Here is a 23,778-nt window from a genome sequence, read left to right on the forward strand (position 1 = left end):
GCCTGCACGGCGAGATCGGCCTCGTTCCACCGGCCGAGCACGAGGACACCTTCTACCGGCACAACATCGCGGCGGCTACCGTCGCCGCGTCAGTTCCGAGTCTCCACTGAACCCGGGGCGGGACAGCTGGTGGTCGGCGTTCGGCAAGCCCCGCCGCGGCAAGGCGAAGAAGGCCGGCCCGCCGGTGCACGATGACCTGCTGGCCACCGTCGATGCCCACGGGGTGACCCGTCACCGGTTTATCGCCGCTGCGGCCAACACGGTGTGGTTGACCGACATCTCCGAGCACAAGACCGGCGAGGGCAAGCTCTACCTGTGCGCGGTCAAGGACCTGCACTCCAACCGCATCGTCGGGTACTCCATCGACTCGAGGATGAAGTCCCGGCTCGCGGTCACCGCGCTGGCCAACGCGGTCGCGATGCGCCGTGCCGCCGGCGAGACGGTGGCCGGCTGCATCGTGCACTCGGACCGAGGATCGCAGTTCCGGAGCCGGAAGTTCGTCCGTGCGCTGAGCCGCCACCAGCTGGTCGGCTCGATGGGCCGGGTCGGCGCCTGCGGGGACAACGCCGCCATGGAGTCCTTCTTCAGCCTGCTCCAGAAGAACGTCCTAGACCGGCAGACCTGGACCACCCGCCAGCAGCTACGGATTGCGATCGTCACCTGGATTGAGAAGACCTACCACCGCCGACGACGGCAAGCCGCCCTCGGCCGCCTCACGCCCATCGAATACGAGATGATCGACCCCACACAGGCAACTCAGGCTGCCTGACCCAACCTGTCACCTGTCCGTGCAGCAGTCCCGCTCTCCTGTCGCCCTCGAGCAGCGGGCTGCGGATCGACGCCACGGAGTCCTCCTCGTGGTGGATGACATGCCGCCTCTATGAACGAGCGAGGCATCGACCGTCGCTTGCAAATACCCCCGTCGCCCGAGCGAGGAAACCAGTCTGGCCGGCCCTCGGTCCGGAGAATTGGTGACCTCGCTAGTGCCGACTCATGCACTGGCGTTCACCGTGCCCCGGCCGGACGCTCGATGGGCATCCAGGCAGGCACTGCCCCGCACCGGTCCCCGCGAGGTGGTGGCACCTCACCGTGCCCGCTGAGTCCAGCGGCCGCTCACCGACACCCGACGGAGTTCCATCTGAGTCCAGCCGCCGCTCACCGGCACCCGACGGAGTTCCATGTAGTGAGCGGCTCTGGCATACGGGCCGCGCTGGTCGTGGAAGCGGGTCGGGGCGGGGTCCTTCAATCCTTGGTGGGCTCAGCCGGGTCGGGGAGCGTGTCGGCCATCGTGGCGTCGCGCGAACCCATGGGTTGGGGATCGCCGGTGGTGGTGTCAGCAGCCGTCTGGTGCTCGGCCTCGGAGTTGATCTCCGCGCCGAGCAAGATCAGGTAGCACGTCAGGTACAGCCACAGCATCAGGACGATGACGCCGGCGATGGTGCCGTAGGTCTTGTCGTAGCTGCCGAAGTTGTTGACATAGAGGCTGAACAGCAGGCTGACAACCGCCCAAATGACCGTGACCACAATCGAGCCGAGGCTCACCCACCGCAGCCGCGGGGCATCGCGGTCCGGCGCGACCCGGTACAGCACCGCCAGCGACCCGGCCATGACGAAGAGCAGCAGCCCCCAGCGCACGATCTGCGCGAGCACCGTGCCGAACGGGCCGAGGGGCAGGGCATCGAGCAGCTGCGGGACGACGGCAACCAGCGTGAACGTCAGCAGCACGAACACGATCGCGCCGAGCGTCAGGGCCAGGGAGATCAGCCGCAGCCTGATGAAGCCACGGGTCTCCACCTCATCATAAGCCAGGTTGACCGCGGTGATCAGGCTGTTGACACCACCGGAGGCGCTCCACAGCGCACCTAGCACCGAGGCGACGAGGCTAAAGGTCAGCGCCCCGCCGCTGCTGTCGACGATGTCGCTCAGCTGCTGCTCGATCAGGCTTGCAGCGCTCTGCGGTAGTTGGGCGGAGAGCTCCTCGACCTGGCGGGCCACCGTCTCCGCGGAAGCGACGAGGCCGTAGATCGAGATCATCGCGAGTAAGGCCGGGAAGATCGCCAGGAAGCCGAAGAAGGCGACGCCGCCGGCGATGATCGGCATGTTGTCGGCCTTGTTCTCGGCCCACGCCCGCTTGACGATCTGCTTCCAGCCGCGCCACGGGATGTCGGTCGGCTTCGCCGCTGTGATGCCCGGCAGTCGCTCGGGGCCCGGCGCGCCGGGCGGCGGAGCGTGCGGATCGCTCTGTCGAGGCGGCGCCGCAGCGGTCCCCTTCGCCGCCGCCCGCCGGGCGGCCTTCTCCTCCACCCGTTGACGAATGCGGTCGACGGCGCTCTCTCGGTGATGGGTGCCGGCCATGGATCCTCCTGAAGTGGTGACCGCAACGGCTCGAAGTGGCCGCTTCGGCCCGGGCGCAGATGGCGGTCAGTCGCCCAGCCACGTGCCGTTGAGCTTGCTGAAGCCACGGCCTCCGGCGCGGTCGCTGGGCCTTGGTGGCGGCGAAGATCGCGGCCTGAACGGCCCGGCCAGCACGACCTCCCGCCTCCAACACTCGCTCTGCAGGGCGCCGGGGGCGTCCTCCTGGTCCGCCACCCGTTTCCTGACCTGCTTGAAGATGACTCCGGACACGGTGCCACCAGGACGCCGCCCCGCAGATCTGGCGGCCAGTTCGTCCACGGTGCGGGCCAGCTGCTCGCGGGTGGGCTCGATCTCGGCCTTGATCTGGTCCGGGTCCGCCAGCGCACCGCTCCTCCCCCGATCACCGGCCGGCCGGCTGCGCGAGGCGCTCACCATCGCATCGCCTCCTTGACAGTGGCGATATCGGCCTGGACGGCGACGATCGCTCGGACGGCACCGGCGGCCGTCCCGTTCGCTGACGTCCTTCTTGCCCGGGAGGGCGAGGACGCCGGCAACGGCGCACAGGACGACCGCGCTCGGCTCGAGCTCGGTCAGCACGTACTCGGTCAGCGGGATCCGGGGCTGCTCCACCCGGGCCGGGACCCGACCGCGAGCGGCCGGTCGTCGAGGTGTGGCACCGAGGTCGCCGGCGGCGCCCACTCCAGCCACCGCTCGACCTCGCGCAGCGCCTCCCGGACCCGCTCGACCGGCCCCTCGGTCGATCCTGGTGCTCTGCTTCACCGGAGCATCCCGCTGCCGGTCGTACCGATGAGTCACCGCTCCCCCGTCGTCCCTCTTACAGCGGGGCCGAGACGTCGGCGAGCACGGTGTCCGCCTAGCCCCACGACAGCGCTCCCTGCGTACCGCCGATGGCCGTCGACCACCCGCCGACGCACCACCGGACGACTGCGGACGGCCCACCTGCCCGGCACCCCGAGCGCACGCACCCGCCTGGGCGACCCACAGACTCACCGGACCGCACCGCTACACCTCCAGCAGACCGCCCTCAAGCGACTCCCCCCGAGCCGTCAGTAGCGGCATGAGCCGCTACTGACGGTAGATCAAGATCATGCGCCTCACACCTCGTGCACGCTGGGAGGTGAACCCGGTCGCGGGGCATGGAGTCGGACGAGTCCGCAGCTTCGCCTCTACTCGCGGCCGGTGGGTCGGTGGGTCGGTGGGTCGTCTACCGCGTTACAGCTCACGCAGACGGTCGCGGTTGCCTTGGGGGGCCACCGCGCCGTCGCGTAGATGGATCTCGTAACCCAGCGCCGTCAGCGCTGCGATGGCTTCGCTGGGCGCGTCTCGCACGACGGCTGCGGTCTGCATGCGGCGCCACCGCTCGCGCCCATCCGCGAGCGCGTCTCGCCATGCATGCTCATGATCCACGCCGAGCTCCCGGACCAGCATGTCGAGGACGTCTTCCAGGCAGGGACGGAAGCGGGTTCCACCTACCGGGAAGTGCAGGTCCGACATGCGAGGTACCGCGGCGCCTTGGGCGACCCGTCCGGCCAGTTGCTGACCCCGAGGTGATCCACTACCGGCTCGTGTCATCACGAATGCGAGAGCGTCCCGGTGCCCGTGGATCTGGACGTGGGCTCCGGGAACATCACCTGTCGTCGCGCGGATGTACTCGTACCGAAACAGCGGCTCGCCGGCTGCCTTCGCACCGGCATAGACCTTGACGGCGGACTCGTCGACTGCCAGGAACTGCCCCGGGCTGTCCCAGACGCAGTAGTACTCCGCCGTGAGGTTCAGAAGCGGAGCTCCATTGACGGTCAACGGGATCCCGGTGCGCGGTTCCTGGTGGACGCTGACGTGGTCGAGGCCGGGATGGTGAAGCGCCCGCGCACGAAAAGCTTCGACGTGGTCACCGACCACGGCCCGGACTGTGACGGTCAGGTCAGTGGCGAAGCGCTGCGCTTCGGCTACGAGGGCGTCGCCGGTGGTCACTCCGACAGGAGGAAGTCGAGCTCATCGAGCTCGGTCAGAGCGGCGAGCTCCTCGGCGTTGAGCATGTATCGGGCGGCGCGTTCGCGGAGGTCGCACTCGTCTCCACCCACGGAGGCGAGGACCTCGTCGCGGCGACGTCTCGCCTCCTCCACGGACAGCGTCTCGACGACCGGCATCCCGCTCTCCTCCCTCATTCAGCGTTCACCCCAGTGGACGTCTCCACTATGCCCATCGGCACTGACAGTTTCGTCCTGAAGCGGAGCCCACGGCCTCCAGCTCCCATGAGATCCGTCGACGGGAGTCCGGTCAGGTGCATGTCCACAGGCCCGGGGACGTCCACAGGGCTGGGCCGAAGCGGGACAGCGGATCGCATACTGCGGCGAGAATGCCTGGTCTGACAGCAAGGTGGGCGATTGCGCGCATGCCAGAGCGGAAGGAGTCGCATGGGAAGGCCGCCGCTGCCGGTCGGCACCTTCGGCAAGATCGACTTTCTCGTGCTCGGCAAGAACCGGGTGCGGGCACGCGCGAGCTTTCGGGATTACGACGGCCACCGTCGTCTGGTCACCCGCTACGGATCCAGCCGCGCGCACGCCGAGCGGCGGCTCCGCGAGGCGCTGCGTGACCGCGGCACCGGGGACGATCCGGTCGCCAGCGCTACCAGTCGGCTCAGCGAGGTGGCGGCCCTCTGGCTCGCCGAGGTGGACGACAGCGACCTGGCCTGGGGCACCAAGCGGCTGTACCGGTTCACCGTCGAGTCCTACATCCTGCCCGGACTGGGCGAGCTGCGACTGCGCGAGGTGACCGTCCCCGCCGTCAACCGGCTACTCGCCGCGGTGAGCAGCAGCCACGGGGCCGCCGCGGCCAAGTCCACCCGCAGCGTCCTGTCCGGCGTCCTCGGCCTGGCCGTGCGCCACGGGCTGCTGCCCGCCAACCCGGTCCGGGAAGCCGCGAGCCGGCGCGCACCCCGCACGTCCCGCGGCCCCCGGGCGCTGACCGTCGAGGAGACCCGCCAACTGCGGGCCCGACTGGCCGCCGACCCCGACGCGGTGCGCCGGGACCTGCCGGACCTGGTCGACTTCATGCTCGGCACCGGCGTGCGCATCGGCGAGGCGTGCGCTGTCCAGCCCTCCGCGGTCGACCTCGAAGCGGCCACCCTCACGGTCGATGCCACCGTCATCCGTATCCGCGGGCTGGGACTGGTTATCCAGGACTCCCCCAAGTCCACCGCGGGCCGCCGCACCCTCGTGCTTCCGTCAGCCGTTGTCGACCTGCTCCGCCGCCGACTCGCCGTCCACCCGAGACCTGACGCGGACCCTTTGGTCATCTTTCCCAGCCCGCAGGGCCGATTGCGCGATCCGAGCAACACCAGCGGCGACCTGCGCGCGGCTCTCGACCGCGCCGAGTTCCCGTGGGTCACCTCGCACGTGTTCCGCAAGACGGTCGCGACCCGGCTTGACGACGCCGGCCTGTCCGCTCGGCAGATCGCCGACCACCTCGGGCACAGCCGGCCCAGCCTCACCCAGGACGTCTACCTGGGGCGCGGTCACGCGAGCCCCGAGGCCGCTGCAGCGCTCCAGCGGTCCCGCTAGCAGGCCCGTCCCCCGGTCTTCCAACCGAGCGCCTTCCGGACGACCTGTCAGGCAATTCGCGCCACCTCACCGTGCTCACGGTGAGACCACGTGCCGCCGTCTCCGGGGACCGTGGCGGTCCGGCGTGCCAGAACAACGGCCCCCGTCTGCAAGCGCGTCCCGACACCGTCCCGGGGGTCCTGATCAAGGATCGACAGCAACCCGCCGACCGGTCGTGGCAAACGTATCTTGGTCGTTCTTTGGACATTTTATCCGCACGGGTTGACCAGACTTGTCGGCTGACCTGCGCTTTTGCTCCCCCGACTGGACTTGAACCAGTAACCCTGCGATTAACAGTCGCATGCTCTGCCAATTGAGCTACGGGGGAACGGCGGGTGGTGTGCCCGCGCGCTCGTAGAGGTTACCCCACCGCCGGCGGTGCTCCCGGCGGGGGTCTCCGGGCGCGTCGTCCCCCACCAGGGTGACGACGCTCCAGTCACGACTCACCGGTGCCGACGTCCTCTCCATGGGGACGGCGTGGCGATCGGTGGTGGCGAGGGCCACCGCCCACGCGGAGTGGGGTGCCGCCACCCTGTTCGCCATCTGCCTCACCGCCGCGCTGCCGCTGTACGCGCTCAGCGCCTACCGGTGGTCGGTCGGGGCACTCGGCGACGCCCGCCTCGGCGCCGCCGGCGCGACGGTGTGGACGGCGATGGCCGGCTACGTGGCGCTGCGCCGCCGGCTCGGCCCCCGGGACAGCGGCACGCTGATCGCCCTGGCCACCACCGTGATGGTCGTCCTGGGCATCGGCCTCGACGACCTCAACGTCCGCTGGATGTGCGCCGCCGCCCTGGTCGTCGTCCCGGTGGCCTCGGCCATGCTGCTGCGGGCCCGCGGCGTGGCCCTCACCACCGCGGTCGCCGTCGCGGGTGTGGTCGTCATCAGCCTCAGCCTCCCGGCACCGCCGGTGCTGCGCGTCTACGCGGCGCTGACCATGGTCGCCATGGTGGTCGCGCCGATCAGCGTCGTCACCATCCTGGTCCGCCGCATGCAGGCCGCCCGCGACCTGGCCCGCACCCTCGCCGTCACCGACCCGCTCACCGGGCTGGCCAACCGGCGTGGGATCGAGGAGCGCGCCGGCGCCCTCCTGCGCGCGGCCGCCGCGGTGGGCGAGCCGGTGACCGTGATGGCCATCGACCTGGACCACTTCAAGAACGTGAACGACACCCACGGCCACGCGGTCGGCGACCGGGTGCTCACCGCCGTCGCCCAGACGCTGACCCGGGTGGCCCGCGCCGACGACCTGCTGGTCCGGCTCGGTGGCGAGGAGCTCGGCTGGGTCGCGCACTTCCCGGCCGCCGCGGACGTCGTCGCCGCCGCCGAGCGGCTGCGCACCGCGGTGCACGAGACCACCGGGCCCGACCTGCCCGCGGTCTCGGTCAGCGTCGGGGTGGCCACCGCCCACCTGCCCACCGACTCCGACCCGGCGGCCGCTGTCCTCGGGCTGCTCAGCACCGCCGACCGGGCGCTGTACGCGGCCAAGCGCGCCGGGCGCGACCGCGTCGTCCACGCCCGACGAGACCGTGATGCGGCGCTCGCCCGGTGACCTGCGGGCTCACCGGGTGACCTCCGGGGCCGGCCGGTAGCGTCATCGCTTCCCCCGAACCCAGGAGGTCCCCCGTGGCCAAGCTGTCCTTCCTCGCCGGCTTCGGTGCCGGCTACGTCCTCGGCGCCCGGGCCGGCCGCGAGCGCTACGAGCAGATCCGCCGCGTCTACCAGCACGCCAAGGACGACCCGCGCCTGCAGACCGCCGCCGGCATGGCCCAGGCCCGCGCCGACGCCGCGGTCGACTCGGTCAAGACCCGGCTGGGCAACGAGACCGGCCCCCGCTGACCCGCTGAGGCGGCCCGGGGGTCAGCGGGTGGGGTCGTCGGCGTCGACCGCCGCGGCCAGCCGCTGCCGGGCCGCCTCGCGGGCCGCCGGGTCGTCCCGGTCGGCGTCGTCGTCGAACACGACCGTCCACTCCCGGGCCGCCTGACCCGGCACCCGCCGGGCCACCAGCAGCACCGCGCCACCGCCGGGCAACGGGTGCCGCTGGCTGGTCACCACGGTGCGGTCGACCCGGGTGCGCAGCACGCCGGGCAGCTCACCGGCGGTGCGCAGCACGTGCCGCTGCGCCGGCTGCCGGGCCTGCACCCCCAGCTCCACCTCGGTCAGCGGCACCACCGTGAACGTGCCGCCCGCCCCGGCCGCCGCCCACCGCGCGGTGCCGATCTCGTGCCACCCCAGCACCGGGACGTCGGAGTGCTCGGCCCCCGCTGGCGGGACGACGCGCAGCCCCCGCGAGGTGGCGACCGTCCAGCCGCCGTCCACCCGCTCCCCCCAGGCCAGCACCCGCTCGTCGGCGGCCGCGTCGACGGCGGCGCGCACCGGCTCGGGCGGGCGGGCGAACCGCGCGCGCACCAGCCCGAGCAGGCTCACGGCGTCAGGCCGCCGGCCGCGCGCTTGCGCAGCGAGATGGCCAGCTGCTCGAGGTCCATCAGCTTCTTGAACGCCCGCATGTACTCGTCCTGGGCCTCGATCGGGTTGGTGCGCTGCAGCTTGCCCTTCAGCGCCGCGATCTCCCGGACCGTCGCCATCTCGTGCAGCCGGGCCATCAGCGCGTTCACGTAGGTGGGGTCGTTCTCCCCCACCGCGTGCAGCGGCTCGACCGCCAGCGCGGTGAGCATCGCCTTCGCCGACTCCCGGTCACAGTGCGCCGACACCTCGTCCAGCCAGGCCGGCCCGGTCGCCGTCGCCCCGGCCGCTCCCCCGGCGGCCTGCACCGCCGCGGCCACCGCCGCGTAGTCGGGGTGGGTGTAGGAGCCCGGCTCCACGGCGTCGAAGGACGGCCCCGCGATCTCCGGGCACTGCAGCGCAGCCTTCACCGCCTCGCGCTCCACCTCCACCGCCGCGTCGTCCGGGGTGCGCTGCGGGGTGCGCGGCCGCTGCTTGGGGCGGCTGCCGCCGGTGTCCCCCGTCAGTGCCCGCACCCGCGCCACGACCTCGCTCTCGTCGGGCAGGCCGAGCAGGCCGGCCAGCCGGCGGGCGTAGGCCGGGCGCAGCGCGTGGTCCTTGATCTGGGCCAGCAGCGGGGCGGTCTTCTCCAGCGCGGCGACCCGGCCCTCCACGGTGTCCAGGTCGTACTCGCCCAGCATCGTCCGCAGCACGAACTCGATCAGCGGGGTGCGCCGGGCGATCAGGTCGCGCACCGCGGCGTCGCCGTGCGCCTGGCGCAGCTCGCATGGGTCGCGGCCCTCCTGCTCGACCGCGACGAAGGTCTGCGCGACGAAGCGCTGGTCCTCCTTGAACGACTTCATCGCCGCCGCCTGGCCGGCCGCGTCGCCGTCGAAGGTGTAGACCACCTCCCCGCGGAACTCGTCCTGGTCCATCAGCAGCCGGCGCAGCACGTTGATGTGCTCCGGGCCGAACGCGGTGCCGCAGGAGGCGACCGCGGTGGTCACCCCGGCCACGTGGCAGGCCATCACGTCGGTGTAGCCCTCGACGACCACGGCCTGGTGGTTGCGGGCGATGTCGCGCTTGGCGCGCTCCACGCCGTAGAGCACCGAGCTCTTCTTGTAGAGCGGCGTCTCCGGGGTGTTGAGGTACTTCGGGCCCGGGTCGTCGTCCATCAGCTTGCGGGCGCCGAACCCGATCACGTCACCGGTGAGGTCGCGGATCGGCCAGATCAGCCGGCGGTGGAACCGGTCGATCAGCGTGCCCCGCGACGACTCCTTGGCCAGCCCGCCGGTGACCAGCTCCTCCTGCGTGTAGCCCAGCCCGCGCAGGTGCCGGGTCAGGGTGTCCCAGCCGCCGGGGGCGTAGCCGCAGTGGAAGTCCAGCGCCACCTGCCGGTCGAAGCCCCGGTCGGCGAGGAAGCTGCGCGCCGGCGCGGCCTCGGGGGTCATCAGCTGCGCGGCGTAGAACTCAGCGGCCGCGGTGTTCGCCGCGACCAGCCGGGCTCGCTGCCCGGCGTGCGCCCGGTCCGGGCCGGCGGTGGCGCGGCCACCGTCGTCCTCGTACTTCAGCTGCACCCCGGCCCGGCCGGCCAGCATCTCGACCGCCTCGGAGAAGGACAGGTGGTCGATCTCCTGCACGAACCGGATGACGTCGCCACCGACCCCGCACCCGAAGCAGTTGCCGGTGAGCAGGTTGTCCTCGAGCGTGAAGGCGTGCGTGCCGGGCACCTCGGCGCAGTAGACCTCCTCGACCCGGTCGCTCCACTCGACCGACTGGACGACCCAGTTCTTCCGCTCGTACTTCTTGTCCCAGGCCAGGTGCCGCTCGCGGTGCTGGTCGATCAGGAAGAACGACTCGGGCAAGCCCTTGGTCATGAAGCGCAAGTTGTAGATGTCGCTCGGGACGCCGTCGATGCCGACCCGGTTCTGCTTCGCGATGCCGAAGGTCCCGATGCCCAGCCGGGTGCACAGCCGCCGCACGTACTCCAGGTCGTCCGGGTTCGCGGAGTTGAGGATCGCGTCGCCGTCCTCGGCCACGCAGCCGTCGGCCGCGAAGTAGCCGGCCAGCCAGCCGAGCAGGTACGAGGTGTCGTCGTCCAGGGACGGACGCTCGTCCTTGAAGTAGGCGGGCAGCCCGTAGAAGCGGGTGCCCCGCTCGTCGGACCAGCTTCGGCAGCCATCGAAGAAGTGCGCGAGCTGTGCGTCCTTGTCGCCGTAGAGAACGGCGATCGAACCTCGTCCGTCACGGGTGCCGTCGCCGTAGACCAGCCCACGCGCCACGCCGAACGGCGAAGGCCGGGTGGCCGGGTTGAGCACGCGGCTGACCGGGAACGAGTGCGAGAGGCGGTCGCCTGGCCGCAGGTCCTTGGTGAGCTTCTCGCAGCGCTGCTGTCGCAGGCCGCCCGACGGGACGAACCACCGGTGCTCGTCCGTCGCGTGCACGACCTTCGTCCGGCCGTTGCGGGTCAGCGTCAGGCGCATCAACCGCTGGACGCCGTAGCTACGGAACGGCGCCTCGACCCAGCCACCGTCGCCGTTCAGCACCCGCACGGTCTTGCCGGCGAGCTCGCGGATCGGGATGGTGCCGTCCTCGGTGAGCACCCCGGTCTCGCCCGCCAGGCAGTGGTAGAGCCCTCTCGACGGGGTGACCTGGAAGGACGGCGACTTCTCGTCGTGGAACGGGCACAGCCCCTTCAAGCTGCCGCCGCCGGCGCGCTTGAGCTGCAGGTGCTCGCCGATGATCTCGTCGATCTTGGTGCGCTCGCGGACCAGCGCGATGTCCGCAGCGCGGATGCGTCCCCGGCCGGCCATCAGCTGGTCCCGCCGATGACCGCCGCGGACGTCGCGCCGAGGACGACGGCGTTGTTCCGCCGGGTGACCACCAGCTCGATCCAGAGCAGGAACACCCGGGTGGCCAGCGGCAGGTCGTCGTCCGCGGTGAGCGTGGGCCGGGGCGACCAGCCACCGGTGGTGCCGCTCTCGGCCACGGTGCGCCCGCCGGCGGTGTAGCGGTGCGTGCCCCGCCACCACGAGCTGCTGGTCATCTCCACGGTCGCGCCGTCGAGCTCCAGCTGCCAGGTGCCCTTCCACAGCGACGTCTGCCGCGCGCGCAGCCGCACGGCGTCGTCCGGCTCGGCCTCCCAGCGGGCCGTCAGCTCACGCCCCTGCTTGCCGAACACCCAGGTGCGGTCGCCGATGACGGCGGTCGCGGCCTCCTTCCAGTTGGCCGCCCGCAGCGTCGCCACCACGGCCTCGCCCTCCAGCACCGGCACGGTGCCCTTCGCGGCGCCGTGCGACCCGCTCTTGCCCAGCTCCAGCACGGTCCTCCTCCTCAGCCGATCCCCGGCGCCCCGGCGACGCTCTCGCCGGTGGCGCGGTAGAGCAGGTACGCGGCGGTCTCGCGCAGGATGTACCTGAACTGCGTCGTGCGGGTGTGCACCGCCGGGCCCTGCCGGGTCGGCGAGCTGCTGGCGGTGATGCCGGCGTCCTCGGCCATCCGTTCGGCGCGCATGACGTGCCACGGGTCGGTCACCAGCACGGCGGTCTGCCAGCCGCGGTCGTCGAACTCCGCGCCCACCGCCCGCATGCTCTCCAGCGTGTCGACGCCCTCCTCGACGGCGAGCAGGGCGTCGTCGTCCACCCCCGCCTCGGCCAGGTACTGCCGGCCGGCCTCGGCCTCGCTGAACTCGTCACCGGCGGCGCGGCCGCCCACGGTGACGATCCGCGGCGCGACGCCGTCCTCGAACAGCCGCAGGGCGTGCTCCAGCCGGGCCTCGAAGATCGACGAGGGGACGCCGTTGTACTGGGCCGAGCCGAGCACCACGATCGCGTCGGACCCCGGGCGGGCGTCCTGCCGCGCCGTCCACCAGATGGCCAGCGCCGTGGACCCGGTCAGCAGCACCGCCGCCGTCACCAACGCCCCCAGCACCCGGACGGCCAGCCGCCCCGCCATCCCTGCCACCCGTCATGGGTACCACGCCCGGCTGACGTCGGTGCCGGGCCTGGGGACGGCGTGCCGCTCAGCCCGCCGCGCTCGTGCCGCAGACCTTCGTGCCGCCCTCGGGGACGACGGTCAGCTCGGTCGTCGTGACCGCCCCACCGTCGTCCCAGCGCACCTGGACCAGCTGCGCCGGCTCGCCGTCGACCTCGGTCTCGCGCGACCCGGTCACCTCCGGGGTGCCCGGCTGCAGGAACTCCTCCACCAGCTGGTCGGGGGCCACCCGGGCCCGGACGTCGTCGCAGATCAGCCCGTAGGCGGTCTCGACGTCACCCTGGGACAGCGCGGCGGCGAAGACCCCGGCCACCTCGCGCGACTGGTCCTCCCCCGACCCCTTGTAGAGGGTCATGCCGCCCACCATGAGCACCGCGATCAGCACCGTGGCGCCGAGCAGTGCCAGCAGCGTGCCGTTGCGGTTGCGCGGCGTGCCGGTGTGCAGCGGCGCCGGGTCGTCGTCGTAGAGGAAGGGGCCCTGCGTCACTGGTCGGCTCCTGTCCCGGTGGGGGTCATCCGCCGCCCACCAGCAGTTCGGCCCCGGCCGGTGGGCGCGGGTCGTCGCGGTCGTCCAGCCAGCCCTCGGGCAGCGCCACCGGCCGCGGCGGGCTGGTGCGCCCGCGCGGGGCACCGAGCACCGCCTCCGGGTAGGGCTGGTCGGGGATGCGGCCGAGCAGCTCGGCCAGCTCGTCCAGCCCGGACACCATGGCCAGCGCCCGCCGGACGTCGGAGCCGACCGAGAACCCCTTGAGGTACCAGGCGACGTGCTTGCGGAAGTCGGTGCAGCCGTGCACCTCGCCCTGGTCGGCGGCCAGCAGCGTGGCGTGCCGGTGCATGATCGCGGCGACCTCGCGGAAGGTCGGCAGCGTGCGGCGCGCCGAGCCGGCGAACGCGGCCGCCAGGTCGCCGAACAGCCACGGCCGACCCAGGCAGCCGCGGCCGACCACGACGCCGGCGCAGCCGGTCTCGGCCACCATCCGCAGCGCGTCGTCGGCCTCCCAGAGGTCACCGTTGCCGAGCACCGGGATGTCGACGGTCTCGACCAGCCGGGCGATGGGTGCCCAGTCGGCGGTGCCGCTGTAGAGCTGGTCGGCGGTGCGGCCGTGCAGGGTGATCGCGGCGGCGCCCTCGTCCTGGGCGATCCGGCCGGCGTCGAGGTAGGTGACGTGGTCGGCGTCGATCCCGATCCGGGTCTTGATCGTCACCGGGACGTCGCGGGCGGCCCCGACCGCGGCACGGACGATGTCGCGCAGCAGCACGCGGTGCCAGGGCAGCGCCGAGCCGCCGCCCTTGCGGGTCACCTTGGGCACCGGGCAGCCGAAGTTCAGGTCGATGTGCGCCGGACGGGTGCCGGCGACGTGCTCGTCGACCAGCATCTCCACGGCGCGCCCCACGGTGGCCGGGTCGACGCCGTAGAGCTGCACGCTGAACGCGTCGGCCTCACCGGGCGCGGCCTGCACCATCTGCAGGGTCTTCTCGTTGCGCTCCACCAGCGCCCGCGTGGTGATCATCTCGCAGACGTAGAGGCCGGCGCCGAACTCCCGGCACAACGTGCGGAACGCCGGGTTGGTGATGCCGGCCATCGGCGCGAGCACCACCGCCGGGTCGACGGTGAGCCCGCCGAGCTGCAGCGGGGGCAGCGCCGCCGTGCGCTCGAGGGTGCTGGTCACGCCGTCCAGGGTAGGTGGCTGCGCCGTGTGCCCGGGCTCACGGCCGGGCCGGCTCGGCTAGGCGGGTCAACCCGGGCGACCTGAGGTTGAGCCGTGCCGTGGCACGGCTCCACCTCAGGTGCAGAGGGTTGACCCGGTCGGCGGCTCATGGCTGGGGTCCAGGACGGCGGGGCGGGTCAACCCGGCTGGCCTGGCCTCGAGCCGTGCCGTGGCGCGGCTCGACATCAGGTGCAGAGGGTCGACCCGGTCGACGGCTAGCAGGCCGACGGCCGAGGCGCCCGCCGATGTCCCCGGGTGAGCGGCCCGTCCACCGGTGGTCCCGAGCACCCGTCCCGCACGCTGCGGCCGGTCAGGCTGCCGGGATGACCGTGCCGGTGCCCGTCCCGATGGCCGTCGACGAGCCCGGACGCCGTCGGTTGGGCATATTCACCACCGCCGATCTCGCTGGCGCGGGGATCGCGGAGAGCGAGGTCCGGACGGCGGTGCGGGCCGGGGCGTGGGTGCGGCTGCGCACCGGGGTCTTCGTCACCGCGCACGACCTGGCCGAGGTGGAGCGGACAGCACGGCGTCCCGGGCTCGACGCCCTGGCAGTCACCGCGGGCCTGGCCCGGCCGTCCGCCGTCCTGAGTGGTGCGACGGCTGCGTGGGTCTGGGGCCTGCCCCGTCCGAGGTCCGTCCCGCCGACGGTCGAGCTGACCGACCCGCACCGGTGGCGCCGGGGGCGTGGGTGGCTGATGACCCGGGCCGAGCTGCCTGCCGACGAGGTCACCGTGCGCGGCGCCTACCGGGTCACGACCCCGGCGCGCACCGTCGTCGACCTCGCCCGGGACTGGCCGGAGCTGTACGCCGTCGCCGCCGTCGACGCCGCCCTGCTGCGCGGGCTGACCACGAGGGACGAGCTGGCCCGGGTGCTGGAGCGGCAGGCGTGCGTGCCCGGCGTGCCACGGAGCGTTCGGGCAGTCGCGCTCGCCGACGGCCGGGCCGAGTCGTGGTTGGAGACCCACGGCCGGTTGACCATCGCTGCGCTCGGCCTGCCGCCGTACGTCCCGCAGGTGGAGCTGCACGTCGACGGCAGGCTGGTGAAGGTCGTCGACGGCTGGTACCCCGAGCAGGCCGTGGCCCTCGAATTCGACGGCCGGGTGAAGTACCGCCGTCCGGCGTTCGGGCGGACCCCGAACGACGAGCTCTGGCAGGAGAAGCGGGCCGAGGACGAGCTCCGGTCCCGGGGCATCCGGTTCGTCCGTGCCGCCGCCGTCGACCTGGACAGCCGGCGCGCAGACTTCGACCGCCTGGTCCGGCGGATGCTGTCCACCCCCGGTCCACCGACTCGGGACTGGACCGAGGTCCCGCGACCCACCGGCCGGCACCGGAACCCGTCGGACGGGGACGACGGTTGGCTGATCCGGGCCGACGACCTGGTCGGGGGGGGGTGAGCCGGTCGACCTGACGTTGAGCCGCGCCGCGGCACGGCTCAACGTCAGGTCAGCCGGGTTGACCCGGGCGGCAGCAGCCCAGCCCGGGCGGCGACCCGGTCAGCAGCCGGGGAGGCGGGACCCCAGGTAGCTGACGACCTGGGAGAGGGCGACCCGCTCCTGGGACATCGTGTCGCGCTCGCGGATGGTCACCGCGTCGTCCTCGAGGGTGTCGAAGTCGACGGTGATGCAGAAGGGCGTGCCGACCTCGTCCTGGCGACGGTAGCGGCGGCCGATCGCGCCGGCGTCGTCGAAGTCGACGTTCCAGTTCGCGCGCAGCTCGGCGGCCAGGCCGCGGGCCTTCGGCGAGAGGTCGGCGTTGCGCGACAGCGGCAGGACGGCGGCCTTCACCGGCGCCAGTCGCGGGTCGAGCTTGAGCACCGTGCGGGTGTCGACGCCGCCCTTGGCGTTGGGCGCCTCGTCCTCGGTGTAGGCCTCGACCAGGAAGGCCATCAGCGAGCGGGTCAGCCCGGCCGCCGGCTCGATGACGTACGGCGTCCAGCGCTCACCGGAGGCCTGGTCGAAGTAGGACAGGTCGGTGCCCGAGTGCTCCGAGTGGGTCTTCAGGTCGAAGTCCGTGCGGTTGGCGATGCCCTCGAGCTCGCCCCACTCCGAGCCGGTGAAGCCGAACCGGTACTCGATGTCGACGGTGCGCGTCGAGTAGTGGCTCAGCTTCTCCTTCGGGTGCTCGTAGTGCCGCAGGTTGTCCGGGGAGATGCCCAGGTCGGTGTACCAGCGGGTGCGCTCGTCGATCCAGTACTGGTGCCACTCGGCGTCCTCGCCGGGCTTGACGAAGAACTCCATCTCCATCTGCTCGAACTCGCGGGTGCGGAAGATGAAGTTGCCGGGGGTGATCTCGTTGCGGAAGGACTTGCCGATCTGGCCGATGCCGAACGGTGGCTTCTTCCGGGCCGCGCCCATCACGTTGGCGAAGCTGACGAAGATGCCCTGCGCGGTCTCCGGGCGCAGGTAGTGCAGCCCCGACTCGTCCTCGACCGGGCCGAGGTGGGTCTTCAGCATCATGTTGAAGTCGCGCGGCTCGGTCCACTGGCCCTTGACCCCGCAGTTGGGGCAGGTGATGTCGGCCAGGCCGTTCTCCGGGGTGCGGCCCTTCTTCTCCTCGAACTCCTCCTCGAGGTGGTCGGCCCGGAAGCGCTTGTGGCAGTTCTGGCACTCGGTCAGCGGGTCGGTGAACACCCCGACGTGACCGGAGGCCACCCACACCTGGCGGGGCAGGATCACCGAGGAGTCCAGGCCCACGACGTCGTCCCGGCTCTGGACGACGGTGCGCCACCACTGCTTCTTGATGTTCTCCTTCAGCTCCACGCCCAGCGGCCCGTAGTCCCAGGCGGAGCGGGTGCCGCCGTAGATCTCACCGGAGGGGAAGACGAACCCCCGGCGCTTGCAGAGGTTGACCACCTTCTCCAGGCGGGCGGGGTCGGCGGTACGGGCGGGGGCGGTGTCGCTGGGCACGGGGGCTCCATCCGGCTGGGGTGTCGGCGAGTGACCCCCAGACGGTAGTCGGCGCCCCGGCCCGGGTCCCGGCCGCACCGGCCACCGGGAGTTCACCGGGATGCGGTGGCCGTCGACCTCGCGGCGTCCCTACCGTCCGGCGCGTGACCGCCACCGGGACGACCGTCCTCCCCACCTCCCGTCCGGCAGCCGTCGACCAGCGGCTGGCCCGGGCCACCGCGGAGCTCTGCCGTGACCACCCGGGCACCGCCGCGGCGGTGCGCGGGGTGCTCGCCCCGCTGCGCGACCGGCTCCGCCGGGTGCACGTGCAGTGCCAGGAGGCGGAGGCCGCTGCCTGGGCCGTGTACACCGCCGACCTGGACCGCGGCCTGGACGAGCTGTCGGTGGAGATCGGCCGGGCGGCCGAACAGCCCGGCCGCGTGGTCGACGAGGTGCTGGTCACCGCCGCCGTCCGCCTGGAGCTGCGGGCGTTGCAGCTGCGGCTGCGCACCCTGCGCGGCGAGGGCCGGGAGGTGCGCGAGGCGGAGCAGCTGGCCGACTCGCTGGACCAGCGACTGGCCGGGTCGAACGACGTCACCACCGCGCTGGCCGACGACCTGACCGCCCTCCGGCAGGCCGTCACCACCGTCGAGCGAGCCGAGCCGATCCGGAACTGAGTGGTCTTCTCGCAGGTCAGCTGCCTGTTCGGGTCACGCCGGGCGGGCGGACTGCCGATCTCCCGGCTGTACACCTGCGCCCGGGCTCCCGGAGCGAGGTGGCGTCCCGGAGCGAGGAACGATGATCGGCCACCGCATCACGACGGCCCTGCGACTGCGCTCCCTGCGTGTCCTGCTGGTGCTGGTCGTGCTCGCCTGTTCCACCGTCCCGCTGGCCGGCCTCGGCGTCTTCGCCTGGCAGCGCAGCGAGGGCGACTGGGTCCGCAACTCCGGCGAGCTGCTGCAGAGCGAGGCCCGCTCCACGATCGACAAGATCGACCGGAACCTGTTCGAGCGCTACGGCGACGTGCAGGCCTTCGCCTTCAACCCCGACGCCGCCGCCGACCCGGCCACCGTCGCCGCCGCGGCGGACTTCTACAGCACCAACTACGTCATCTACGACCTGCTCCTGGTGGTCGACCTGAGCGGCCGGGTGGTCGCCGGCAACAGCGTCACCGGGGACGGCGAGGCGATCGACCCGGCCGGCTACGCCGGTGCCGACCTGTCCACCCGCCCGTGGTTCGCCGAGGCGCTGGCGCTGCCCGCCGGCAAGACCTACGTGCAGGACCCCGAGGTCGACCCGCTGGTCGCCGCGGCCACCGGCCGGGACGACGCCACCCTGGTGTTCGCCGCGCCGGTCTACGGCGCCGACGGCAGCGTGCAGCGGCTGTGGGTCAACTGGGCCTCGGTGCCGCGGGTGATCGGGCAGATCATGGACGAGCAGGTCGCCGGGCTGCAGACCCGCGGCCTCGACGTGACCGCCCAGATGCTGCGCAGCGACGGCGTCGTGCTGGTCGGGCCGGGCGCCGAGGACGGGCTGGACCTCACCGCCGGCGACTCCCCCGCCGCGGCCGCGCTCGTCGCCGGGGAGTCCGGGCACGGCACCGACGACCTCGCCGACGGCACCGGCTCCGAGGTGGAGAAGGTCCGCGGCTGGTCGGCGTCCCAGGGGGCGCTCGGGTTCGCCGGCTACGGCTGGGGCGTCGTGCTGAGCGAGGACCTCGCCGACGCGGTCGCCCCGGCGTCGTCCCTGCTGCGCGCGGTGCTGCTGGTCGCCGTGCTGGTGGCCGCGGTCGTCGCCGTCGTCGCGCTGCTGGTGGCCCGTGCCCTCACCCGGCCCCTCGACCGCGCCGTCACCGCGCTCGAGCAGGTCGCCGACGGCGACCTGCGGCCCCGGCTGCCGGAGTCGGGCACCGATGAGGTGCGCACGCTCGCGGCCGCGCTGAACCGGTCGCTGGAGGACATGGCCGGCGCGCTGAACGCCGTGCGCGACCGCACCAGCGACCTCTCCGGCGCCTCCGAGCAGCTGCGCGGGCTCTCCGAGGACGTCGCCCGGGACGCCGCCCGCGGCACCGAGCTCGCCGGCACGGCCCGGGCCGCCACCGAGGCGGTCAGCGACAACGTGCGCACCGTCGCGGCCGGCGCCGAGCAGATGGGCGCCTCGATCCGGGAGATCGCGCACTCGACCTCCGAGGCCGCCCGGGTCGGCGCCTCGGCCGTGGCCGCCGCCCAGGAGACGACCGCGATGGTCGCCCGGCTCGGGGAGTCCTCCCGGCAGATCGGCGACGTGGTCGGGGCGATCACCTCGATCGCCGAGCAGACCAACCTCCTCGCCCTCAACGCGACGATCGAGGCCGCCCGCGCCGGTGAGGCGGGCAAGGGCTTCGCGGTGGTGGCCAACGAGGTCAAGGAGCTGGCCCAGGAGACCCAGCGGGCCACCGAGGACATCGTCCGGCGGGTCGAGGCGATCCAGGCCGACACGGCCGGCGCGGCGGAGTCGATCGCCGGCATCGCCGCGGTCGTCGGGCAGGTCAACGACTTCCAGCAGACCATCGCCTCGGCCGTGGAGGAGCAGAGCGCCACGACCGCGGAGATGAGCCGCAACGTCGCCGAGGCCGCCAGCGGCACCGACGGCGTCAGCGCCAACGTGCGGTCGGTGACCGAGGCGGCCCGCTCGACCGCGGACTCCACCGAGTCGACCCGGGAGACGGCAGCGGCGCTGGCGTCGATCACCGAGGAGCTGCGCGGGCTGGTCGCCCGGTTCGAGCTGCCCTGAGCCTCAGTCGGTGAGGTAGACGCCCGGCTCGTCCAGGGCGTGCACCCACACCGGCGCCCCGGCGATCTTCACCTCGGCCGCGGACAGGCCGCGGCGGTAGGCGCCGACGCCGTCCCAGGTGGTGCACAGCGCGAACAGCAACGGGTCGTCGGCGGACCGGCCCAGCTCACCGCGGACGAAGCCGGGGCGCTCGCGCAGCGCGGCCAGCAGTTCGCCGGCCGCGGTCAGGAACGCCGGGACGGCGGCCTCGTCGGACACGCGCAGACGAGTGACGGCGAACACCGCGGACAGCCTCCTCGTGGGGGACAGAGTTGACAACGGTTCTCAGCCGCTCGGACGATGGTCCCATGTCCGCGTCCGTGACCCCGTCGACCCGGCCGGGAGCCCGGACCGTGCCCGCCGACGTCCAGGCCGCCAGCGAGCTGCTCGCCGCGCTGGCCTCACCGCTGCGGATGTCGATCGTGACGCTGCTCGACGAGCACGGCTCGCGCTGCGTGCACCAGCTGGTGGACGCGCTCGGGGTGCCGCAGCCGCTGGTCTCCCAGCACCTGCGGGTGCTGCGCGACACCGGCCTGGTGACCGGGGTGCGCCGGCACCGGGAGGTCGACTACCGGCTGGTCGACGGGCACGTGGCGCACATCGTCCGCGACGCCCTCGCCCACGCCGCCCACGGCACCGAGACCACCTGAGGGAGGACCCCCTCGCAGGGCGAGGGGATCGCTAGGCGCTGCCGAAGCGGCGTTGCCGGCTGGCGTACTCCTCGCAGGCCTGCCACAGGTGCCGGCGGTCGAAGTCGGGCCACAGCGTGTCCAGGAAGACCAGCTCGGCGTAGGCCGCCTGCCAGAGCAGGAAGTTGCTGGTGCGGTTCTCCCCGGAGCTGCGCACGAACAGGTCGACGTCGGGCATGTCGGGTTCGTCGAGGAACCGGGCGACGGTCTCCTCGGTGATCTTGTCGGGCTTGATCCGCCCGGCGGCGACCTCCCGGGCGATCGCCGCGGCTGCGTCGGCGATCTCGGCCCGGCCGCCGTAGTTCACGCACATCGTGAGGGTCAGGACGTCGTTGTCCTTGGTCAGCTCCTCGGCGATCTCCAGCTCCTTGATCACGCTGCGCCAGAGCCTCGGACGACGCCCGGCCCAGCGCACCCGCACGCCGAGCTCGTGCATCTCGTCGCGGCGGCGGCGGATCACGTCACGGTTGAAGCCCATCAGGAAGCGGACCTCCTCGGGGCTGCGCCGCCAGTTCTCGGTGGAGAAGGCGTAGGCGCTGATCGCCCCGATGCCCAGCTCGATGGCGCCCTCGACGCAGTCGAACAGCGAGGCCTCGCCGGCCTCGTGCCCGGCCGTGCGCGGCAGCCCGCGCTGCTTGGCCCACCGGCCGTTGCCGTCCATCACGATCGCCACGTGGTGCGGCACCTTGTCGGCCGGGATGGCCGGCGGCCTCGCCCCCGACGGATGGGCGTTCGGCTGCTTCACCTCGCGCGCCGGGCTCACGTGCGGTCCACCAGCGGCAGCGAGCGCAGCCCGCGCTCCAGGTGCCACTGCAGCAGGGCGGCGACCAGGCCACTGCCCTCCCGCCGGTTGGTGCCGAGGCTGGCCTCGGCGTGCGCCCAGTCGCCGGACAACAGCGCCTCCATGAGCTCGATGGTGACCGGGCTCGGCATCGCCGAGCCGGTGGGCCGGCAGGACGGGCAGACGGTGCCCCCGGCCGGGACGGAGAAGTGCCGGTGCGGGCCGGCCTCGCCGCAGCGGGCGCAGTCGCCCAGCGCCGGCTCCCAGCCGGCCACCGACATCGCCCGCAGCAGGAACGCGTCGAGCACCAGCGCCGGCGGCTTCTCGCCCTCGGCCAGGGTGCGCAGCGCACCCACGACCAGCAGGAACATCCGCAGCGACGGTTCCTTCTCCTCCACCGTCAGCCGGTCGGCGGTCTCCAGCACCGCGGTACCGGCGGTGTAGGCGCGGTAGTCGCCGACGATCTCGGTGCCGTAGGCGCGAATCGACTCGGTCTGGCTGACGATGTCGAGGTTGCGGCCGGTGTAGAGCTGCAGGTCGACGTGGCTGAACGGCTCGAGCCGGGCGCCGAACTTGCTCTTGGTGCGCCGCACGCCCTTGGCCACCGCCCGCACCTTGCCGGTGCGGCGGGTGAGCACCGTGACGATCCGGTCTGCCTCACCGAGCTTCTGGGTGCGCAGCACGATGCCCTCGTCGCGGTAGAGCGACTGCGGGGTGGTGCTCATCGACGGCCCTCAGCGGTGCCGGACGCCGGAGTGCTCACCGGCCGCCTCAGTAACCCAGCCGCTGGAGCTTCTTCGGGTCGTCCTGCCACTCCCCCAGCACCGTCACGTGCAGGGCCAGGTGCACCCGGCCGCCGAGCAGCGTCTCCAGCCCGACCCGGGCCTCGGTGCCGATCGCCTTGATCGTGGCCCCGCCCTTGCCCAGCAGCATCGGCTTCTGGCTGGGGCGCTCGACGTGCAGCAGCGCGTGCACCTCGGTGAACACGGCGTCGGGGTCGCGCGGGTCGGGCCTGCGGTTGATCTCCTCGACGGTGACCGCCAGGGAGTGCGGCACCTCCTGGCGCACCTTCTCCAGCGCCGCCTCACGCACCAGCTCGGCGATCTGCCGCTCGACGTCCTCGTCGGTGGTCTGCTCCTCGGGGTACATCGGCGGACCTTCGGGCAGCAGGCCGATCAGCAGGTCCTCCAGCAGCTCGACCTGGTCGCCGGCGACCGCGCTCACCGGCACGATCTCGCGGGCCTCGACCAGCTTGCTGGCGGCGACGAGCTGCTCGGTGACCTGCTTCTTGCTGGCCGCGTCGGTCTTGGTCACCACCAGCACGACCGGGGTGGTGACCTCCTTGAGCTGCCGGGCGATGAACGCGTCACCGGTGCCCACGGGCTGGTCGGCGGGGATGCAGAAGACGATCACGTCGACCTCGGACAGCGTGTCCCGGACGACGTCGTTGAGCCGCTGCCCGAGCAGGCTCTTGGGCTTGTGCAGCCCAGGGGTGTCGACGAGCACCAGCTGGCCGGCCGGGCGGTGGACGACGCCGCGGATGGCGTGCCGGGTGGTCTGCGGCCGGTTGCTGACGATGCCGACCTTCTCGCCGACCAGGGCGTTCGTCAGCGTGGTCTTGCCGGCGTTGGGCCGGCCGACCAGGCAGGCGAAGCCGCTGCGGTACGGCGGCTGATCGGAGGAGGTCACGCCGTCCAGTCTCCCACTGCGCACCGACAGCACCGCTGCGGCAGGCACCGGGCCGCTCCTGGGATCATGAACCGCATGCCCCCCCGGTCGCGACGCAACGACGGCGAGCCCCTGGTCGTGACCGCGGCCCGGGCCCGCGAGCAGCACGTCACCCAGGTGACCAGCTACGGCTACTTCGCCGGCCGCGGGCCCAAGCGCAGCGTCACGGTCACCCCCCGGGCGTTGCGCTACTGGCAGTACGACCCGGCGGGCCCGGTCGTCGTCGGGCTCACCGTGCTCGCGGTCGCGGCGTGGCTGGGCTTCCTGGCCTGGCGGGACGGCGGCGCGGCGGTCGCCGACGAGGCCCCGATCGCGCTGGGCCTGGGCCTGCTCGTGCTGGTCGTCTCCACCGGCCGGTTCACCATCGGCGACCACGCGCTGTCCACCGACATCGCCGGACTGCGGCAGACGTCGTCCTTCGGCATCGTGCCGCTGGCGCTGGTCACCGACGTGGTCGCCGGCCCCCCGCCGTCCGGCTGGCCGAAGGCGAAGCGCCGGGGCGGCTGGCGGCCGGGCCGCCGGAAGATCAGCGTGCGGCACCTGGGCATGGACGGCCAGACCGACGAGGCCTTCACCCGCTGGGTCCGCGACCCCGCAGCCGTCGCCGACGCCCTGAACCGCCCACTCACCCGCGCCTGACCTCGCCCACCCGCGCTTGATCGCGCGAAAGCGCACGCGCTTTCGCGCGATCAAGCGCACGACCCTTCGCGCGATCAAGTGCACGAGCTCTCGCGCGATCAAGCGCAGGAGCCTTCGCGCGACAGAGCGCGG

The 23,778-nt window shown here is 72.8% G+C and carries 23 protein-coding genes, 1 tRNA gene and 1 pseudogene; 9 read left to right on the plus strand and 16 right to left on the minus strand.

Translation table 11 applies throughout. The features are described from left to right. Positions 1-130: 130 nt before the first annotated feature. A pseudogene (locus ACJTNH_RS16720) lies at positions 131-769 on the plus strand (IS3 family transposase); the annotation flags it as partial. Positions 770-1,242: 473 nt separating this feature from the next. Here ACJTNH_RS16720 and ACJTNH_RS16725 read toward each other — a convergent pair. The 4 genes from ACJTNH_RS16725 to ACJTNH_RS16740 form a co-directional block, all read right to left on the minus strand. Next, positions 1,243-2,355 carry a YihY/virulence factor BrkB family protein gene (locus ACJTNH_RS16725; RefSeq protein ID WP_458177654.1) on the minus strand — a complete coding sequence of 371 codons (1,113 nt, stop codon included), beginning with the start codon at positions 2,353-2,355 and terminating at the stop codon, positions 1,243-1,245. 66 nt (positions 2,356-2,421) lie between these two features. Beyond that, complete coding sequence (locus ACJTNH_RS16730; protein WP_458177656.1) at positions 2,422-2,985, minus strand: DUF3618 domain-containing protein; 564 nt, start codon at positions 2,983-2,985, stop codon at positions 2,422-2,424. A gap of 603 nt (positions 2,986-3,588) precedes the next feature. Then, positions 3,589-4,347, minus strand: coding sequence for a hypothetical protein (locus ACJTNH_RS16735; protein ID WP_113831231.1), 759 nt, complete (start codon positions 4,345-4,347; stop codon positions 3,589-3,591). After that, positions 4,344-4,523: a hypothetical protein gene (locus ACJTNH_RS16740; protein ID WP_147252390.1), complete on the minus strand. Its 180-nt coding sequence runs from the start codon at positions 4,521-4,523 to the stop codon at positions 4,344-4,346. The genes ACJTNH_RS16735 and ACJTNH_RS16740 overlap by 4 nt, the downstream gene beginning before the upstream one ends. A 267-nt stretch (positions 4,524-4,790) precedes the next feature. Between ACJTNH_RS16740 and ACJTNH_RS16745 the strand changes: the two genes are divergently transcribed. Continuing rightward, entirely contained in the window at positions 4,791-5,936 is a 1,146-nt protein-coding gene (locus ACJTNH_RS16745) for a site-specific integrase (RefSeq protein ID WP_113831233.1), read from the plus strand. Positions 5,937-6,230: 294 nt separating this feature from the next. Here the strand turns inward: ACJTNH_RS16745 and ACJTNH_RS16750 are convergent. Further along, positions 6,231-6,303: transfer RNA gene (locus ACJTNH_RS16750), tRNA-Asn, on the minus strand. 93 nt (positions 6,304-6,396) lie between these two features. Between ACJTNH_RS16750 and ACJTNH_RS16755 the strand changes: the two genes are divergently transcribed. After that, positions 6,397-7,521 (plus strand): diguanylate cyclase, encoded by a 1,125-nt coding sequence (locus ACJTNH_RS16755; protein WP_458177659.1) that lies wholly within the window; start codon positions 6,397-6,399, stop codon positions 7,519-7,521. Between the two features lie 74 nt (positions 7,522-7,595). Next, a complete protein-coding gene (locus tag ACJTNH_RS16760) occupies positions 7,596-7,808 on the plus strand; it encodes a hypothetical protein (protein WP_222193290.1) in 213 nt (70 codons plus the stop codon). Between the two features lie 21 nt (positions 7,809-7,829). Here ACJTNH_RS16760 and ACJTNH_RS16765 read toward each other — a convergent pair whose 3' ends face one another. The 6 genes from ACJTNH_RS16765 to dusB all read right to left on the minus strand — a co-directional run bounded on the left by ACJTNH_RS16765 (position 7,830) and on the right by dusB (position 14,074). Continuing rightward, positions 7,830-8,396, minus strand: a complete 567-nt coding sequence (locus ACJTNH_RS16765) for a hypothetical protein (protein ID WP_458177661.1) — start codon at positions 8,394-8,396, stop codon at positions 7,830-7,832. Beyond that, positions 8,393-11,224 carry a DNA primase gene (dnaG, locus tag ACJTNH_RS16770; RefSeq protein WP_458177663.1) on the minus strand — a complete coding sequence of 944 codons (2,832 nt, stop codon included), beginning with the start codon at positions 11,222-11,224 and terminating at the stop codon, positions 8,393-8,395. Before dnaG ends, ACJTNH_RS16765 begins: the two co-directional genes overlap by 4 nt. Further along, positions 11,224-11,733, minus strand: coding sequence for a hypothetical protein (locus ACJTNH_RS16775; RefSeq protein WP_458177665.1), 510 nt, complete (start codon positions 11,731-11,733; stop codon positions 11,224-11,226). Before ACJTNH_RS16775 ends, dnaG begins: the two co-directional genes overlap by 1 nt. Positions 11,734-11,744: 11 nt before the next feature. After that, the gene (locus tag ACJTNH_RS16780) at positions 11,745-12,365 is read right to left on the minus strand and encodes a YdcF family protein (RefSeq protein WP_458177757.1); all 621 of its coding nucleotides are present in this window, start codon (positions 12,363-12,365) and stop codon (positions 11,745-11,747) included. Between the two features lie 67 nt (positions 12,366-12,432). Continuing rightward, positions 12,433-12,891, minus strand: a complete 459-nt coding sequence (locus ACJTNH_RS16785; protein ID WP_458177667.1) for an Rv0361 family membrane protein — start codon at positions 12,889-12,891, stop codon at positions 12,433-12,435. 25 nt (positions 12,892-12,916) lie between these two features. Continuing rightward, a complete protein-coding gene (gene dusB, locus ACJTNH_RS16790; RefSeq protein ID WP_458177669.1) occupies positions 12,917-14,074 on the minus strand; it encodes a tRNA dihydrouridine synthase DusB in 1,158 nt (385 codons plus the stop codon). Positions 14,075-14,436: 362 nt separating this feature from the next. Between dusB and ACJTNH_RS16795 the strand changes: the two genes are divergently transcribed. Beyond that, positions 14,437-15,507, plus strand: coding sequence for a type IV toxin-antitoxin system AbiEi family antitoxin domain-containing protein (locus tag ACJTNH_RS16795; RefSeq protein WP_458177671.1), 1,071 nt, complete (start codon positions 14,437-14,439; stop codon positions 15,505-15,507). Positions 15,508-15,606: 99 nt separating this feature from the next. Here the strand turns inward: ACJTNH_RS16795 and ACJTNH_RS16800 are convergent, their stop codons facing one another. Beyond that, positions 15,607-17,019, minus strand: a complete 1,413-nt coding sequence (locus tag ACJTNH_RS16800) for a glycine--tRNA ligase (RefSeq protein ID WP_458177673.1) — start codon at positions 17,017-17,019, stop codon at positions 15,607-15,609. A gap of 143 nt (positions 17,020-17,162) precedes the next feature. Between ACJTNH_RS16800 and ACJTNH_RS16805 the strand changes: the two genes are divergently transcribed. Both ACJTNH_RS16805 and ACJTNH_RS16810 read left to right on the plus strand, forming a co-directional pair. Further along, positions 17,163-17,675, plus strand: coding sequence for a hypothetical protein (locus ACJTNH_RS16805; RefSeq protein ID WP_458177675.1), 513 nt, complete (start codon positions 17,163-17,165; stop codon positions 17,673-17,675). 121 nt (positions 17,676-17,796) lie between these two features. After that, on the plus strand, positions 17,797-19,770 hold the full coding sequence (locus ACJTNH_RS16810; RefSeq protein ID WP_458177677.1) for a methyl-accepting chemotaxis protein: 1,974 nt from the start codon (positions 17,797-17,799) through the stop codon (positions 19,768-19,770). 3 nt (positions 19,771-19,773) lie between these two features. On the opposite strand, the gene ACJTNH_RS16815 is transcribed toward ACJTNH_RS16810, so the two are convergent. Beyond that, the gene (locus ACJTNH_RS16815; RefSeq protein ID WP_458177679.1) at positions 19,774-20,052 is read right to left on the minus strand and encodes an antibiotic biosynthesis monooxygenase family protein; all 279 of its coding nucleotides are present in this window, start codon (positions 20,050-20,052) and stop codon (positions 19,774-19,776) included. A gap of 65 nt (positions 20,053-20,117) precedes the next feature. On the opposite strand from ACJTNH_RS16815, the gene ACJTNH_RS16820 reads away from it, so the two are divergent. Further along, positions 20,118-20,459, plus strand: coding sequence for an ArsR/SmtB family transcription factor (locus ACJTNH_RS16820; RefSeq protein ID WP_458177681.1), 342 nt, complete (start codon positions 20,118-20,120; stop codon positions 20,457-20,459). 31 nt (positions 20,460-20,490) lie between these two features. Here ACJTNH_RS16820 and ACJTNH_RS16825 read toward each other — a convergent pair whose 3' ends face one another. Genes ACJTNH_RS16825 through era form a run of 3 tightly spaced genes read right to left on the minus strand, consistent with a single transcriptional unit; the run spans position 20,491 to position 22,968 of the window. Then, positions 20,491-21,261 carry an isoprenyl transferase gene (locus ACJTNH_RS16825; RefSeq protein WP_458177683.1) on the minus strand — a complete coding sequence of 257 codons (771 nt, stop codon included), beginning with the start codon at positions 21,259-21,261 and terminating at the stop codon, positions 20,491-20,493. Next, positions 21,258-22,004 carry a DNA repair protein RecO gene (gene recO / locus ACJTNH_RS16830; protein ID WP_458177685.1) on the minus strand — a complete coding sequence of 249 codons (747 nt, stop codon included), beginning with the start codon at positions 22,002-22,004 and terminating at the stop codon, positions 21,258-21,260. Before recO ends, ACJTNH_RS16825 begins: the two co-directional genes overlap by 4 nt. Before the next feature lie 46 nt (positions 22,005-22,050). Then, positions 22,051-22,968: a GTPase Era gene (gene era, locus ACJTNH_RS16835; RefSeq protein ID WP_458177687.1), complete on the minus strand. Its 918-nt coding sequence runs from the start codon at positions 22,966-22,968 to the stop codon at positions 22,051-22,053. Between the two features lie 75 nt (positions 22,969-23,043). Between era and ACJTNH_RS16840 the strand changes: the two genes are divergently transcribed. Further along, complete coding sequence (locus ACJTNH_RS16840; RefSeq protein WP_458177689.1) at positions 23,044-23,646, plus strand: hypothetical protein; 603 nt, start codon at positions 23,044-23,046, stop codon at positions 23,644-23,646. Positions 23,647-23,778 lie beyond the last annotated feature (132 nt).

The sequence above is a fragment of the Modestobacter lacusdianchii genome (assembly GCF_054177765.1).

Coding starts and splice junctions, on each gene's coding strand:
- ACJTNH_RS16725 (WP_458177654.1), bottom strand. CDS start 2,355: ATGGCCGGCACCCATCACCGAGAGAGCGCCGTCGACCGCATTCGTCAA.
- ACJTNH_RS16740 (WP_147252390.1), bottom strand. CDS start 4,523: ATGCCGGTCGTCGAGACGCTGTCCGTGGAGGAGGCGAGACGTCGCCGC.
- ACJTNH_RS16745 (WP_113831233.1), top strand. CDS start 4,791: ATGGGAAGGCCGCCGCTGCCGGTCGGCACCTTCGGCAAGATCGACTTT.
- dnaG (WP_458177663.1), bottom strand. CDS start 11,224: ATGGCCGGCCGGGGACGCATCCGCGCTGCGGACATCGCGCTGGTCCGC.
- ACJTNH_RS16780 (WP_458177757.1), bottom strand. CDS start 12,365: ATGGCGGGGCGGCTGGCCGTCCGGGTGCTGGGGGCGTTGGTGACGGCG.
- ACJTNH_RS16795 (WP_458177671.1), top strand. CDS start 14,437: ATGACCGTGCCGGTGCCCGTCCCGATGGCCGTCGACGAGCCCGGACGC.
- ACJTNH_RS16810 (WP_458177677.1), top strand. CDS start 17,797: ATGATCGGCCACCGCATCACGACGGCCCTGCGACTGCGCTCCCTGCGT.
- ACJTNH_RS16820 (WP_458177681.1), top strand. CDS start 20,118: ATGTCCGCGTCCGTGACCCCGTCGACCCGGCCGGGAGCCCGGACCGTG.
- recO (WP_458177685.1), bottom strand. CDS start 22,004: ATGAGCACCACCCCGCAGTCGCTCTACCGCGACGAGGGCATCGTGCTG.
- ACJTNH_RS16840 (WP_458177689.1), top strand. CDS start 23,044: ATGCCCCCCCGGTCGCGACGCAACGACGGCGAGCCCCTGGTCGTGACC.